At 39.9% G+C, this 14,895-nt stretch carries 19 protein-coding genes and 1 other annotated feature; of the genes, 4 read left to right on the top strand and 15 right to left on the bottom strand.

Annotated elements, in window-relative coordinates; translation table 11 throughout:
* The first annotated feature begins 205 nt into the window (after window positions 1-205).
* A complete protein-coding gene (locus tag MOJ78_RS08520; RefSeq protein WP_304980760.1) occupies window positions 206-571 on the top strand; it encodes a DUF3899 domain-containing protein in 366 nt (121 codons plus the stop codon).
* A 46-nt stretch (window positions 572-617) separates the two neighbouring features.
* Window positions 618-873 (top strand) — a binding site (T-box leader).
* Between the two features lie 56 nt (window positions 874-929).
* Complete coding sequence (trpS, locus tag MOJ78_RS08515; protein ID WP_304980759.1) at window positions 930-1,919, top strand: tryptophan--tRNA ligase; 990 nt, start codon at window positions 930-932, stop codon at window positions 1,917-1,919.
* Window positions 1,920-2,023: 104 nt separating this feature from the next.
* Here trpS and MOJ78_RS08510 read toward each other — a convergent pair whose 3' ends face one another.
* From MOJ78_RS08510 to MOJ78_RS08475, 7 genes are all read right to left on the bottom strand, one after another.
* The gene (locus MOJ78_RS08510) at window positions 2,024-2,773 is read right to left on the bottom strand and encodes a YjbA family protein (RefSeq protein ID WP_304980758.1); all 750 of its coding nucleotides are present in this window, start codon (window positions 2,771-2,773) and stop codon (window positions 2,024-2,026) included.
* Window positions 2,774-3,275: 502 nt separating this feature from the next.
* Entirely contained in the window at window positions 3,276-4,514 is a 1,239-nt protein-coding gene (gene fabF, locus MOJ78_RS08500) for a beta-ketoacyl-ACP synthase II (RefSeq protein WP_304980757.1), read from the bottom strand.
* 22 nt (window positions 4,515-4,536) lie between these two features.
* Window positions 4,537-5,472 carry a beta-ketoacyl-ACP synthase III gene (locus MOJ78_RS08495; protein ID WP_304980756.1) on the bottom strand — a complete coding sequence of 312 codons (936 nt, stop codon included), beginning with the start codon at window positions 5,470-5,472 and terminating at the stop codon, window positions 4,537-4,539.
* 250 nt (window positions 5,473-5,722) lie between these two features.
* Window positions 5,723-5,905: a ComZ family protein gene (locus MOJ78_RS08490; RefSeq protein WP_304980755.1), complete on the bottom strand. Its 183-nt coding sequence runs from the start codon at window positions 5,903-5,905 to the stop codon at window positions 5,723-5,725.
* Window positions 5,906-6,162: 257 nt separating this feature from the next.
* Complete coding sequence (locus tag MOJ78_RS08485; RefSeq protein ID WP_304980754.1) at window positions 6,163-7,116, bottom strand: BMP family ABC transporter substrate-binding protein; 954 nt, start codon at window positions 7,114-7,116, stop codon at window positions 6,163-6,165.
* Between the two features lie 93 nt (window positions 7,117-7,209).
* A complete protein-coding gene (locus MOJ78_RS08480) occupies window positions 7,210-7,974 on the bottom strand; it encodes an NAD-dependent epimerase/dehydratase family protein (protein ID WP_304980753.1) in 765 nt (254 codons plus the stop codon).
* Between the two features lie 194 nt (window positions 7,975-8,168).
* Complete coding sequence (locus MOJ78_RS08475; RefSeq protein ID WP_304980752.1) at window positions 8,169-8,912, bottom strand: alpha/beta hydrolase family protein; 744 nt, start codon at window positions 8,910-8,912, stop codon at window positions 8,169-8,171.
* A gap of 240 nt (window positions 8,913-9,152) precedes the next feature.
* Here MOJ78_RS08475 and MOJ78_RS08470 point away from each other — a divergent pair, with 240 nt between their 5' ends.
* The gene (locus MOJ78_RS08470; RefSeq protein ID WP_304980751.1) at window positions 9,153-9,332 is read left to right on the top strand and encodes a YjzD family protein; all 180 of its coding nucleotides are present in this window, start codon (window positions 9,153-9,155) and stop codon (window positions 9,330-9,332) included.
* 60 nt (window positions 9,333-9,392) lie between these two features.
* Here the strand turns inward: MOJ78_RS08470 and MOJ78_RS08465 are convergent, their stop codons facing one another.
* The 4 genes from MOJ78_RS08465 to MOJ78_RS08450 form a co-directional block, all read right to left on the bottom strand.
* On the bottom strand, window positions 9,393-10,049 hold the full coding sequence (locus MOJ78_RS08465; RefSeq protein ID WP_304980750.1) for an amino acid ABC transporter permease: 657 nt from the start codon (window positions 10,047-10,049) through the stop codon (window positions 9,393-9,395).
* A gap of 159 nt (window positions 10,050-10,208) precedes the next feature.
* Window positions 10,209-11,024: a basic amino acid ABC transporter substrate-binding protein gene (locus MOJ78_RS08460; RefSeq protein ID WP_304980749.1), complete on the bottom strand. Its 816-nt coding sequence runs from the start codon at window positions 11,022-11,024 to the stop codon at window positions 10,209-10,211.
* Window positions 11,025-11,302: 278 nt separating this feature from the next.
* A complete protein-coding gene (locus MOJ78_RS08455; protein ID WP_304980748.1) occupies window positions 11,303-11,482 on the bottom strand; it encodes a YjzC family protein in 180 nt (59 codons plus the stop codon).
* A 128-nt stretch (window positions 11,483-11,610) separates the two neighbouring features.
* Window positions 11,611-11,967 carry a hypothetical protein gene (locus tag MOJ78_RS08450; RefSeq protein WP_304980747.1) on the bottom strand — a complete coding sequence of 119 codons (357 nt, stop codon included), beginning with the start codon at window positions 11,965-11,967 and terminating at the stop codon, window positions 11,611-11,613.
* Between the two features lie 301 nt (window positions 11,968-12,268).
* Here MOJ78_RS08450 and MOJ78_RS08445 point away from each other — a divergent pair, with 301 nt between their 5' ends.
* Window positions 12,269-12,409, top strand: a complete 141-nt coding sequence (locus tag MOJ78_RS08445; protein WP_304980746.1) for a hypothetical protein — start codon at window positions 12,269-12,271, stop codon at window positions 12,407-12,409.
* Here the strand turns inward: MOJ78_RS08445 and moaD are convergent.
* Genes moaD through glp form a run of 4 tightly spaced genes read right to left on the bottom strand, consistent with a single transcriptional unit; the run spans window position 12,406 to window position 14,884 of the window.
* Window positions 12,406-12,642: a molybdopterin converting factor subunit 1 gene (moaD, locus tag MOJ78_RS08440; protein ID WP_304980745.1), complete on the bottom strand. Its 237-nt coding sequence runs from the start codon at window positions 12,640-12,642 to the stop codon at window positions 12,406-12,408. The genes MOJ78_RS08445 and moaD overlap by 4 nt on opposite strands.
* Complete coding sequence (locus MOJ78_RS08435; protein WP_304980744.1) at window positions 12,635-13,096, bottom strand: molybdenum cofactor biosynthesis protein MoaE; 462 nt, start codon at window positions 13,094-13,096, stop codon at window positions 12,635-12,637. Before MOJ78_RS08435 ends, moaD begins: the two co-directional genes overlap by 8 nt.
* Window positions 13,097-13,100: 4 nt before the next feature.
* Window positions 13,101-13,628 (bottom strand): molybdopterin-guanine dinucleotide biosynthesis protein B, encoded by a 528-nt coding sequence (gene mobB, locus MOJ78_RS08430; protein ID WP_304980743.1) that lies wholly within the window; start codon window positions 13,626-13,628, stop codon window positions 13,101-13,103.
* The gene (gene glp / locus MOJ78_RS08425; protein WP_304980742.1) at window positions 13,616-14,884 is read right to left on the bottom strand and encodes a molybdopterin molybdotransferase MoeA; all 1,269 of its coding nucleotides are present in this window, start codon (window positions 14,882-14,884) and stop codon (window positions 13,616-13,618) included. Before glp ends, mobB begins: the two co-directional genes overlap by 13 nt.
* Between the last annotated feature and the right edge of the window lie 11 nt (window positions 14,885-14,895).

Genomic DNA, 14,895 nt, shown 5'->3' with positions numbered 1-14,895 from the left:
GGTCGGTAGTGCTTAAAAATGAATGGAAATGCATATCATTTGTTGGATACCGCAATGAAAACACACATTGTACGGTCCCGAATGTATGGTCTATGCATTTTTCAATACATATGAAATATTCTGACTTATTACACGCGCTGTATCATTTGTAAAGGAGATTGCTTTATTCTACTTGATTCGTGTATCATCATCTTGAGGTGACAAGATGGTACTTATTAAGCGTTCAATTGCGATTTTTTTAACAATCTTATTCATAGCTGTTATTATTGGATATCTTTATTATAATGAGATGACGATGTTAATCTTCATTAATTCAGTCTTTATTGTTTCACTCTTTTATATCATGATTGGAGCACTGTTTTTTGTTACAAGAGGTGGGTTCTTTGACGGGATCACGTTGAGTGTGCGTCGTTTCATGAAAAAAGGAACAAGAATGGGTGCAACGATGGAGGATGTTGAACGTATGGACCTTCCTTCTGAGGCATTTGAGTACTCGTATACAGAACCGCTGCTTCTTTCGGGGTTTATAGGGTTTCTATTAACCGTGCTTATTTCCTACTCCAGCTTTTAGTTGCAAACAGTTGATGATTTGGATATACTAACAAAAAACTAAATAGAACTTCGCGATGATGGAGAGAGTACATATATTCAGTCTTTTCAGAGAGTCTGTGGCTGGTGAAAACAGATAAGAAGGATATGTGGAATGGACTTCGGAGCATTCAAACCGAACCAAACAGTAGTAGGCTTTGACGTTTTTGTTCATACGTTACTATGGACCATCTGTATGTACATCCTATACGTACACGCAGATTGCAGAGTGATTCTTTATTAAAAGGATAAACTGGGTGGCAACGCGGTGTAATCGTCCCATAATTGGGTGATTGTGTCGCGTTTTTTATTTTTCAAAAAATTATAAGGAGTGAACAAGCATGGCAACCATTTTCTCTGGAGTTCAACCGACGGGTTTTCCAACACTCGGTAATTACCTTGGTGCATTTAAACACTTTGTAAAGTATCAGGAGGAACATGATTGTTATTTTTGTGTAGTTAATCAGCATGCGATAACGGTCCCACAAGACAAACTGGAGCTCAGGGAAAACAGCAGAAAACTAGCAGCGTTTTATTTGGCGATTGGAATCGATCCTGATAAGTCAACTCTATTTATCCAATCTGAAGTACCAGCGCACACAAAATTGGGTTGGATGTTACAGTGCATTTCCTACATTGGTGAACTTGAAAGAATGACACAATTCAAGGATAAATCGAAAAAACGCGATGCTGTTTCCTCTGGTCTTTTAACGTATCCCCCACTCATGGCAGCGGATATCCTTCTTTATGGGACGGACATAGTACCGGTAGGAGATGACCAAAAGCAACACCTTGAACTAACAAGAGATCTTGCCGAACGATTTAACAACCAATACAACGATATTTTTACAGTTCCAGAAGTTCACATCGCGAAGGTCGGAGCGAGGATCATGAGCCTAGTGGAACCGACTAAGAAAATGAGTAAATCAGATGAAAACGCGAATAGTGTTATCTCGATGCTTGATGATGAGAAAACAATTCGAAAGAAAATCAAGCGATCAACAACAGATTCTGAATCCCTTGTTAAATACGATGAAACAAATAAGCCTGGTGTCTCTAATCTTCTGACAATCTATTCGTTATGTTCAGGTAAATCAATTGAACAATTAGTAAAAGAGTATGATGGAAAAGGATACGGGGACTTTAAAGACGGCGTTGCAGATGCAGTTGTCGATCAGCTGATCCCAATTCAAGAACGATATTTTGAGCTTCTTGAATCCGAAACGTTAGATGACGTCCTAGACCATGGTGCAGAAAAAGCAGCTCGAGTAGCAAATAAAATGCTTGCAAAAGCAGAGCGTGCGATGGGTCTAGAACGAAAGCGCCGTTAAATCCGCCTAAATAGGTAAGGAACCTGGCTATTGCAAAGCTTCATCCTAATATCCATCAACCTAAACCATAATGTAAAAAGACCGCATTTTGATTGCGGTCTTCTTTAATTCACATGGGTCCCTTTTTCCAATTCCCAAATTTTTTCGAAATATGGCTGCCCCTTAATTAATCGTTCGCATATCGTTTGATGTTTGAATGTCCATCCCTGAGAGACTTCGAGATACAAAGCTCTCCACGCCTCATCAAAGCTCATTACCTGGATGTCAGAATACTTTTCTGGGATCCATTCCGTATACCAATATCGGGCTTCAGCTGTATTCCCTGTTGAGTACATTTGATCAAGAGCCATGTAAAGAAGCTGTTTTAGTTGCCTCTCCCTTCTTGTCAATCCATTCATACTTCCAGGTTCTGGTGACAGAATGTGATACTCCTTTTTAGTCAGCTGCTTAGTGTCGAAGGTATATCGCCTCGAGTCAATCTCCTCGGCCATTTCATAAACCAATTGCTCTTGACGAGGGATCATCCTGCTTTTGCGAATTGGAATTTTATATCCCATCGTATCCGCAACTAAGCACTTTTTTCCATCCGTACCGATAAAACAATATTCAATTTGTTCCCGCTGATTATTTTTCCGGATGTAGCTTTTGTTCTTAACTTCTTCTAAGAGTTGTAACGGTAATTCGCTTAAGTCATTCTCTATGTAGTCGAGCAAGGATGTTTCCATTTTAACGATGGGGACTTGATCCAGTAATTCAATAAAATCCTCTTTTCGCCATTCATGGAATTCACATACGTTATATCCGTTTTCTTCTCCTTCAAACCAGTTGACCCATACATCACGTAAATACAACATGTATACCCCTCACTTTACAGGATTTACTGTTTATTAAAATCAGTATAGTCAGAGGTTCCCTAAATTATTCTATAAAATGCTGAATTTCCGTCGACATTTGTATTGAATCGTCAATCTTGATCGGAATTACGACGAAATGATGGGATGTATATGCTTCCCCAGATGAATGCAAGTCCTATTAGAAATATATAAAATTCAGATCTTGTGCTGATGAATAGTAAATATTTCACGAATCCATGCCCCGCAGAGATCAAGTTTAAAAATGCTATCAAACTGACTCCACCGGCCACGGACAGGCTAAAACCAATTAATAGAATAAACATTCGAAAAATCAAAGCCCTCATCTCCCATACGAGTGCTTGTACACTATTTATTTCACTATATGGGCAGGGTCGTTCATTTATTCCTATATGGATAAAGACCAGTTTCTTCTATATTAAATGTATTTAAAAAGAAAGAAAAAAACTGCAGAGATTTTTCTGCAGTTTTTACACTAACCTATTTAATTTGAGAATCGTTTGAAGACGAGTGCAACGTTATGTCCGCCAAAGCCTAGTGAATTACTCATTACAGTGTTCACTTCAGCCTTGCGGGCTTCATTTGGTACATAATCAAGATCACATTCTGGATCTGGTGTTTCATAGTTGATCGTTGGTGGCATGATGTTATCTTGAATAGCCTTGACTGAAAGCACGGCTTCGAGCCCACCAGCTGCTCCCAGTAAATGTCCTGTCATTGACTTGGTTGAGCTGATTGCAAGCTTATTTGCATGCTCTCCAAAAACATTTTTAATTGCTATCGTTTCATATTTATCATTATAGTCGGTGCTTGTACCGTGAGCATTCAGATAATCCACTTCTTCAGGCTTCAGTCCAGCATCGTTCAGCGCGATGTTCATCGCTCGGACGCCACCTTCTCCACCAGGTGCTGGTTGCGTGATGTGGTATGCGTCACCTGTAGCTCCATATCCTGTGATCTCTGCATAAATTTTCGCACCGCGCTTTTGTGCAGATTCAAGTGATTCTAAAATGAGAATACCTGCTCCTTCACCCATTACGAATCCATCACGGTTTGCATCAAATGGACGGCTTGCAGAATCGGCATCAGGATTTGTTGAAAGCGCCTTTGCAGATGAGAATCCAGCAAGTGCCATGCTTGTAATCGGCGCTTCACTTCCTCCAGTAACCATTACATCAGCATCACCTCGTTGAATCGCTTTAAATGCATCACCGATTGAGTTTGCTCCGGAAGCACATGCGGTTACGGTACATGAATTAATTCCTTTTGCGCCAAGCATGATCGATACTTGTCCTGACGCCATATCTGGAATCATCATCGGTACGAAGAATGGGCTGACTCTCCGATGTCCTTTTTCCATAAATACCTTGAATTGCTGTTCATACGTTTCCATTCCGCCAATCCCTGAACCGATCCAAACACCGACTCTTGGTGCAATCTCTTCGGTAATCGTCAAATCGGCATCTTTGACGGCCATAAGTGATGCAGCTATTGCAAACTGTGTAAAACGGTCCATTTTTCGAGCGTCTTTCCGGTCCATAAATACTTCTGGATCGAATTCTGTTGCTTCCCCGGCAACTTTAGCAGGAAATAGCTCTTTATCCTTACGGGTCAGTTCACCGATTCCGGATTTTCCGTCAATGATATTTCTCCATGTAGTCTCAACATCGTTTCCTAGTGGAGAAATCGTGCCGAGTCCTGTAATAACAACTCGTTTACCCATGTATTGTCCAACTCCTTATTGACTATTTTCCCCATTTCAATGCAACCGCGCCCCAGGTGAGGCCACCGCCAAAACCAACAAGTACGAGTACATCATCTTCTTTTATTTTACCATCCATTACAGATTCAACCAATGCGATCGGAATTGATGATGAAGAAGTGTTTCCATATTTTTGAACAGTGTAAGCCATTTTTTCACTTGGGAGTCCAAGACGTTCCCGTGCTGCTTCCATAATTCGAATGTTTGCCTGATGAGGAATGAGGAAGTCCACATCTTCCTTTTCAAGACCAGCCTTTTCAACAACCTTTAAGGATGATTCCGGCATTTGTCGTACGGCAAACTTAAACACCTCTCGGCCACTCATATACAGGTGTTGTCCGTTTTGATAAAGATGTTTTGCGCCTGATCCATCTGAACCCATATCAAATGAAAGGATTCCTCTACCCTCAGATACAGGAGCGATTATAGCTGCGCCGGCACCGTCACCAAATAATACGGCCGTGTTTCGGTCTTCCCAATTCGTAATTTTAGAAAGTTTTTCTACACCGACAACAAGAATTTTTTTATACGTACCTGATTCAATATATTGTTTTGCAGTTATCATACCATAGATAAATCCAGCGCACGCTGCACTAACATCCATGGCAACTGCGTTCTTGGCACCAAGTCGTTCCTGGATTAAACATGCTACAGACGGAAAACCATAGTCTCCTGTTACAGTAGCTACAAGAATCATATCAAGTTCTTCTGCTGGGATTTCCGCATCTTCAAGAGCATTTTTCGCAGCTAGTTCAGCCAGATGGGAAGTATCCATATCATCATCAGCAATTCTACGTTCTTCTATTCCCGTTCGTGAACGAATCCATTCATCTGAAGTATCCACTATTTTCTCAAGGTCTTCATTGGTCAGTACACGATCCGGAACATACCTGCCAATACCGATTACTCCTGCATTCATTCCATTACCCCTTTTTTGTATGACTTACTAAATCAATGTCAAAGTGAGCCACGTTTGAAATATTGTTGAACTCGTTTCCTTAGTATCTTATATTATGAGTTGGTACTAATTTTAATTCAAACAGATGATATTGTCCAGTAGCACGAACATTTACAGATTAGAATCTGAAAACGCATGTCGCAATAAAAAAGAGCCGACGTTATGGCTTGTCAGCTCAATTGATAATGAATTTAGGGTTTGGCGTATAGACCTATTCCCCAGCTTCTTCTTTTCCAAGCTCATAGGCATCGTTCATTACGTTCATAAGCATATTTAGCATCGGTTGAATATCCTCCATAGAAAATTCAACTCCTTTTTGTTCCATCATTTGCTTTGCTTCAGGCAAATGCGCCATCGCAATTTGCATGAATTTCATATTTCGTTCTTGATCCATATAAATACCTCCAAATATGTATTAAAACTCTCTAGAAAATTCGCCGTTTATCCTTCGGTGGCTTTTTGAACATCGATAAAAACCAGGTTCAAAAATCGACGAAATAGAAACAAGAGGTTCAAGGCACGACAGTTTTGAGGACCGTAACGTATGTTATTAATACGTGAGGACCGGAAAAAACCGAGTAACGCAGAAATTCGCCGTTTATCCTTCGGTGGCTTTTTGAACATCGATAAAAACCAGGTTGCAACATCCATTTATGGGGCTGGAAGTTTCCCCGTCTCCTTATAGGTAGAAACAGCTTGCTTCAACTTTTTTTGAAGCTTTTTCGGTACTACATCGCTGAATGGAGCCAACGAAATCACTTCATCTTGAAAATCATAATGCCGATTGCCGGATTCAAGCGTTCCATTATTAAACTGTTTTGCGATTTTCACATATAAAAGGTCTACATGCTGTACAGTACTTGTTAAGACGGTCTGTTTCCCTAGATCAGCCATATTTGAGACAAAGCCGATGGCATAGTTCCCTTGATTCTTAACATGCTTAATTACCGGAATTGTATAACCATCCCCAGCAGGATAATAGACGTCAACACCAATCTTCTCCATTTCATCCATGATACTTAAGGCTTTATCCGTATCACTCCAATTTTCAACAAACTGAATAGTTGCTTCAGCCTCTGAGTTATAAACGTTGACCCCTTCCCGAAACCCTGTGACTTCAGGCTGCCAAGGAAATGCGGCAATCATCCCAACCTGCCCACTTTGTGACATGGCACCGGATAGAACCCCTGCAAAATACCCCATCGCATATGAGTCAAAGTGTATACTCGTAATTCCATCACCGCTTACTTTACCATTAAAACTTACAAAATGAATGTCCGGAAAGTCTGCTTTTATGGTTTGAAAAATAGACGCGTAGATTTTCCCGTGACCGAAAACAAGATTAACCCCGTCTTTTTCAAACTCGGTGACAGCTTCGGTCACTTGCTGCTTCGATTTGATTTCTTCTCGATAAAATACTGTTGTATCAAACCGATTTTTTACTTGAAGCAAGCCTTTGTATCCCTTAGTTCCCCAACCTTGGTCATTGATTGTATCTTCGATTAACAAACCGACGCCTTCTAAACGCTCTTGACCAAGTGCATCCTGGCATCCCGTAAGTGTAAGGACCAGGGCTACTATTAGGAACGGCTTCAATAGTTTCATCCGTTTCCTCCCTTTAAACATAAAAAATAAACAATATCTTTTAAATAGTATAAACGATATATATTTTAAATTAAAAGCGATAAGAAATCCATACTACAAATGTACTGACAATTCGGCAAATTTAGTGCTTTTTATTGAATAAGATGGGTTGTCTGTAGTCTGCCCCGGAACCGGAACAATCCCTTTAACATTATTTGTTGTACCAGCTGCAATTAATACATGCAATAGATCTTGAACTTCGATTGTATGGCCATTTATAAATTCCATATTTTGGTTAGAAACTTTTTCTTGCTCCGTTCTGTCAATATTTCTACAGTGTTCTTCGATTGGATGCGCAATCTTTTTTACGAACGGGACTCTTAGAATCACGTAATCCAAGTCCCCGACCCTCGAATATTCGGATAAAAAATTCTCTTCAGCTAGCATAATCGTCCCATAAAGGCTTGTGGGACTAGGCTTTGTATCATCCGTGATTTGTTGATACGTATTTCCATAGACCTCTATTGTACTAAGAAGTATGACTTTCGTATGATTAACCTCCGCAAACGATACAATGTTCTTTATATTTCTTTGATGGCTGGCAATCAGCTCTTTCAATTCTGAGAATCGATTGGATGCAGGATACGTTTGTGCAAAATGATAAATGACATCTGTTTGCTCCATCGTATTCCAATCCACTTCCTCTATTTTGTTAGGTGTGAAATGAAATAATGCATTTCTTCCAATCATGTCAATTCGCTCACTCGTCCGTTCTTGAGGAATGTCGATCCCAAATACATCAACTCCTAAATCCAACAGATTCTCACACAACGGGAATCCAACTTCCCCTGCCACTCCTGTAATCAGTACTTTTTTCATAATACAGGAACCCCCAATATGTTATTGATCCTATTACTATCCTATTTTTCAAACCGACTTTCTGAACAAAAACATTTTGTACGTATTGAAAGCTTATAGAACTAGACTATGTACGACAGCACCCAAATACTTAACAAACCTAACCTATTAAATGAGTTGGCTGCTGTCTGATTATTATTGTGCATAACTTACGTTTACAATTCCCGTTCATATAGGTGATAAAATGAGTTGACTTTAGACGCAAGATCCGCCTTTCGACCAGGAAGCTGAAGCGTTAATGAAATCGGTGCTCCTAGTTGTTCCCGATAATGTTCATACGCTCTGCTGTGTGATTGGAATGAATATGGCGTACCTTGTGTATAGTGCCAAATCTTTGCGGGTATGGTGGATTGATATTGCTTGAAGCCCTGATCTGTACTTAATAGGCGATTGACCTCTTCTTCATTTAACGCGTAGGCTCGACTTATTTCCCTATGAAATTGTTTATAGAATAGCTTTTGTTCTTTAACCGCTTCAGAATGAACCTTCAAACTGAAGCATGGGTTTAAAAAGGCGACGGATCTGGTTATCTCCTTATACCTCTCCATCCATCGAAGTGCTGTCAGTGCACCCATCCCTTCTGCAAATAGATGTATAGATGGATTAACCAATTCTCTTTTTATAATAGAGTGGTACACCCGATGCAATAATTCAAGACTCCTCGAATTTCCCCAGTTTCGTCCATACAGATTGGAATAAAACACTGTATATCCTAAATGAGTCAAATCATCAATAAACATAAAGCGTTCTGGGTGCTGTATCCATAAACTTGTACTCTCGGTAACATAATGATTGACATCACCGATAATAAGAACCGCAAATCCGTTTGGTTGCTCGGGAAGATGGATGATCCCCTTTTCATTATTAATTTCAAACATACGGTAGGATACTTTACTCATGTTATTCACGCCTTACATTGAGTCTAAGTTAATGTATGCAAAAAATTAAAAATAGAACAGGTATTTTGCCTATTTCTAGCGTTTTGATAAAATAAAGTTAACCGATTTGTTGCATGTCTTAATAAGTACAACACTAATAATTAGTGAACATTTAAGGAAGTTTATACAAAACGTTTTTCTCGAAGGAAAGTTATGCTACAATAAAAGCGGATTATTGTTACATTCGTGTGAGGTGAAAATATGCGTTATATTTGGACAATCATATGGTCTCTATTACTGACAAACATGTCATTCTATGTACTAAGCTCGATGCAAGGCGGAGAATATCATTTTTCAACCGCGTGCATTATCGGTTTCATCTTCGCTTTATTTGTTATCATTCTAGGTGAAGCGGGTGTGAAAGATCCCGAAACCGAATAATCTTGATTTGCAAAAAGGACCGTCTCTACACAGACGGTCCTTTTTACTATTATTCGTTCACTATTCTGTTGCCCATTTTCTTTCAACAAAGCTTAAAACTTTACTTAAGGTTAGAGTTAAAACTAGATAGATCAAGGCAACTGTCAGATACGGTTCCCAAACTCGGTAATATTGACCTTGCATTGCCCTCCCCCAATACATGATCTCCGGTACAGCTATAACTGCGAGCAACGAGGATTCTTTTATCAATACGACAAATTCGTTCCCGAGTGGCGGGATCATCCTTTTGACGGCTTGTGGCAATATGACGTAACGCATCGACTCCCTATATTTCATCCCAAGAGACCGTGCTGCTTCCATTTGCCCTTTGTCAATCGACTGAATTCCTGCACGAAATATTTCAGCGATATAGGCAGCTGCATTTAATGATAAAGAAGCAATCCCTGCAATGACCGCATTTGTATCTCCAATTAAGAACGGAACAACACCAAAATGTATCAATAAAATTTGTACGAATAACGGGGTTCCTCGAAAAAAAGTGATATACCAATCTAGTGGCATATTAATCAAATTTCGTTTTGATAATTTCCCGATACCAATAAATAAACCTAGTATAAGACCGATAAAAATACCAGCTAATGATAGTCCAATCGTCAATAAAGTTCCTTCTAAAAATAAATTCCCATATTCCTTAATGATGTCAAAGCGAAAATCCATATGTTCTCTCCTCTACACATCTTGTATGACTGTTTCGAATATGTAATTGATTTCTATCTTTATTGTGCGATGAAAGAACCTCAATTCATGTTTTTGGTGAGGCTCTCCCACTACACACATGCTTTTAAATAACTTTATTTATTCAACCTGTTGAAAGAACTACTGTTCCAATTGAGCTTTCAAAGTTTTAAGATTCGGTTCTTCTCCAAACCATTCTTTATAAACTTTCGAGTATGTGCCATCCTCAATCACAGCTTTAATCGCCTTATCAAAATCTGCTTTAAGCTCACTTCCTTTAGGAAACATCAGACCGTAGAATTCTGGGTCAAAGCTATCCTCATCCGCAATCGTTACCAGCTTTTTATCTGGATTGTTCTTAACATACGCTTGAACGACAGAGTTATCAGCGACGACCGCATCCGCCCCGCCTTTTAAAAGCTCCATGATTGCTAGTACGTTATTATCGAACTTTTTGATATCATCATGGTTCTGGCCTAAAAGACCTTCTACAGCTTCCTGCCCTGTCGTACCATTTTGGACAGCTACAACTTTACCTACTAAATCCTCAGCGCTTTTGATATCGCTGCCTTCCGGGACTAGAATCATGTTTCGCGATTCGAAGTATGGTACTGAAAAGTCATAGGTTTGCTTACGATCATCGTTAATTGTAATTGCCGAAATCCCAAGATCGGCTGTTTCCCCTTGAATCGCAGCGAATAATGGATCCCATCCGATGTTCTTCAATTCAAAATCGTATCCGGCTTCTTTCATGACAGCATCTAGAAAATCAACGTCAAAGCCAACAATCGTTTCACCATCCATAGACTCGAATGGGGCATATGCCGCATCCGTTACAACCTCTAATTTTTCCTTCCCGCCTCCGGTTCCGCTTCCGCTTCCACCACAAGCCGCTATTAGCCCTAACAGGCCGATTAAAACTATCATTAAAAAACCTTTAAACGAATTCTTTTTCATTTTCTATCTCCCCTTCGTATCAAATGTTTACGACAAATTCCTCAATCTCTTATTTTGATGAGTTTCTATTATGTATTAACGAATAAGAGTTGATCAATCGCTCTAGGTCTTACCCCCTTACTCTATTAATTTCTAAATTTTCGTAATCTTCTCCTAAACCAATATTAATATTAATCCTTCTTAACTTCAACCTGCATTTATGTTAGGCAAAATAAAAAGGTCTGACACGAAACATAAATGTCAGCCTCTTATTGTACTTTTTTCCTATATTTAAATGCTTATGGTTTCCTCTTATATGTCCATTTCCGATTGTGATTACTCGTTTCAGGAAATTCATCTCCTGCTTGAAGTTTTAATTCCTTCGGATCATTCACCATGCTTCCAGTCTCACCGATTTCAACATATACACCGTTGTTCGGTGCTTTTTGTCCGTGAGTAAATTGCCTGTTCTGTCCCATTCGATTCCCTCCATAGTTTTTATGATGTTTCCATCATTTAGGTTTTCCAGCACACTCAAAAATATTAAAAAGCATGAATATGAACAAAAAAGCCACCTTTTTGGTGACTTTCGGTCGTTGTTTGATTTTTAATATGGAACCGGTGACAGTGCCGTTAAATAGGCTTGAGGCAAAATGAGACGTCGATAGGTGAACCTTGGGTATGGATAGCTAGGAAACTGTCTATTTTGGTTCATCGATTGTGGCATGGTATATGGTTGGCCAGAAACAGTAGGTTCCTCGTACGGTGATTGTTTCGGTTGGTGTTTAGACTCTATTTCAACAATTAAGTATACGTTTTTTTTATCCACATGCTCCAAATACCCTTCGTACACTTGCCCATCAATCATGTGACATTTAACATGCTTATGGAGATGCTTCTTACAATGCTTTCGCAACTGCTGGGTATGAGCATTATAAGCTTGCATATATTTGCGGTAAGACACGCCCTTCCCCCCTTACACAATCATGATATTCAACCATGCGCAAAAGGTGTAGGGACTAGCTCTATTGATGATCCGAAAGCTCTTCAACCAATATGCATGTGTAAAGGATCGCATCTCTTGATTATATCAGGATGGATCTTTTAACTGTGTTCGACTGAAAACCAACGACTGAGTAAGCATGACCTAAAGGATTATAAGTTGATGGCCCCAATAAAAGGATTTTCTTATCATTGTCAGAACATCTATTAATATAACATCGAATTATAATATGATTTTACCCAAATGGAGTGAGGTATTTATTATGAAAGAATATATCGGAACGTGTAAAGAGTGCCAAAAATCCATCTACTGTCTCGATGGATTTTTGAACGGTATTGTTTTAAAGGATGGAATACTATGCTTTGAATGTCACGAGGAAGAAAGCCAAGAAGAAACATCTTAACCACCGCTGACAGGTGGTAATAATGCGACGGTGTCACCTTTTTTCACGATTTGCTCTGGTTGATTCACGAATTCTTCATTAACCGCCACCATTACGTTTGAAAGCTCAAGTTCAGGTTCATTTAACCGAATTTCTTCAATTAGTTCGGTTACAGTCAATGATTCTTTATTGACCGTCACTTGTCCCTTGCCTGCTTTCTCCTGTAAACCAGCAAAAAGTAAAACCTTAATCATTCAAATGCTCCTCTCCCGGTTTGCCCTGAGGGTACTCGTTTTTTTCAAGTTGATCTCCAATCCATTGCTGTCCATCTTCCCAATGCTCTTTCTTCCATATTGGGACGATTTCTTTTATACGTTCGATTGCAAAGCGGCTCGCTGCATAAGAATCCGCTCGATGGGGTGTCGATACTGCGATTGCCACTGCAACATCAGATATTTCCAGTCTCCCGATTCTGTGGATAATCGAAACACGTGCATCTTTCCATTGATTTTGAATTTCAGTTCCGATCTGCTCAAGCTTCTTTTCCGCCATTGGAATATATGCATCATATTCTAAATATAAAGTCCGTTTGTCGTTTGTCAGTTCACGGACGGTTCCGATAAAAGTATTGATCGCGCCGGCATGAGCGTGCACGACACTTTCAATGACATCATTCAAGTCGATTGTTTCTTTTGTTATCATAAACATATTCTCAGCTCCGCTTTATAAACTCTTCAAAAAATGGTATATAATGTTCAGGTTTATCCATGGAAAATGCAGGCTTTAGGTTGTTTCCCAAATCCTCAGCCGATGGACCGATCATGGCGACAATATTTCTTAAACGGAGCAACTGATTCTTTTCTTCTGCTGTTTTGTAGATGATCACTTTTGGATATGGAGCCACTTTATATCCTTCAATCAATATGAAATCAATTGGAAGCTGCTTATACAATCCCGTCAGTAAGGATAACGAATTTTCCTGAGAAGTGTTGATTTGCATTTGAATCATACCATTTCCTTCTACAGCAGTAACATTCGCCCCAGATTGTTGAAAGCGGTCGGTATCCGTTCCGTTCAAATCAATCGAATCAGGCTTACCGCCATGTCCATGATGCTTAATGACCCCCGCTTTATAGCCTTTCCTATTTAATACGTGTAAAACCTTTTCGATCACGGATGTTTTCCCGCTGTTTTTAAAGCCCACCACTTGCAAGATAGGTACAGGATCTATTCGTTCCATGGGTTAATCCCACTCTGCTGATCAAACAACAATACGTCGACGGTTGCCCCTTTTTCGAAACTCCTCGTACCACCTGGGAACATGATAAATGCATTCGCCTCTGCAATTGAGGTGACAGAACTGGACTTATCCAACCCGGTCGGCTGAACTTCTATACCGTTCGTAGTGAATTCCACCCTGCTCCGAACCAATCGGGTAAAAGGATTCGCCTTCGGAAAATCGGTCTGCAGCACTGCTTTTGTTTTCGCAAGATAGGGGAGATCCCCGTAGGATTGCTTTAAAAACGGACGGACAAACAATTCACCACCGACAAAACAAGCAGATGGGTTTCCTGAAAGACCAAATAAAAGCTTACCGTTATATTCAGCCACTGTCGTAACACTACCTGGCCTCATCGCTAATTTATTAAACAGCACATTGGCACCGAGTTTTTTATAGATTGCAGGTAAATAATCATAATCTCCGACTGAAACGCCGCCAGTTGTAATAAGTACGTCAACCTCACTCAAAGATTTTGTAACCGCAACAAAACAGGCTTCAAAATCGTCCTTCAGCTTCCCAAAATAAACAGGCTCGCCACCCATTTTTTCAACCTGGGAGGCGATCATATATGCGTTGCTGTTTCTGATCTTGCCTGATTGAAGCGGCTCATCAATATCCAGCAATTCTGTCCCTGTGGCAAAAATTCCGACTCGAGGTTTTTCATAAACTGAAACATACTTATACCCGAATGTTGCAAGAAGTGCGATGACACCCGGGGTTATTGTTGTACCTTTTTTTAAAAGACGTGTACCCTCGGATGTATCTTCACCTCTTCTGGAAATGTTTTGTCCTTTTGAAAATCGGCGACCTACTTCAATTGTTTGATTTCCATCCTGTTCTTGTTCCTTCACAACCTCAAACATTGCTACTGCGTTTGCACCTTCAGGGATTGCCGCTCCGGTCATTATTCGAACGGCTTCACCACGATCAACTGTTGCTGTCGAGACCTCACCAGCTCCAATTTCATCGATAACCTTTAAAAATATCGGATGCTGTTGCGAGGCATTTTCGGTATCTTCAGCTTTTAGTGCAAAGCCATCGTATGGGGAGCGATTGAATGGGGGCACATCGTGATCCGCAATCAAATCCTCCGCCAATATTCTGTACAAACTTTTTTCAATCGCTACTTGTTCACTTGTTTTATGTAATGAATACTTAAGAACACGCCTAACTCCTTCTCCAATTTGAATCGGACTTCTTCTTTCTGCGACCATGTCTATTACAC

Source organism: Alkalihalobacillus sp. AL-G (assembly GCF_030643805.1).
Classification (GTDB): Bacteria; Bacillota; Bacilli; order Bacillales; family Fictibacillaceae; genus Pseudalkalibacillus.
Note: the sequence above shows the minus strand (reverse complement) of the source record. Positions and strands in the feature narration are given on the sequence as shown.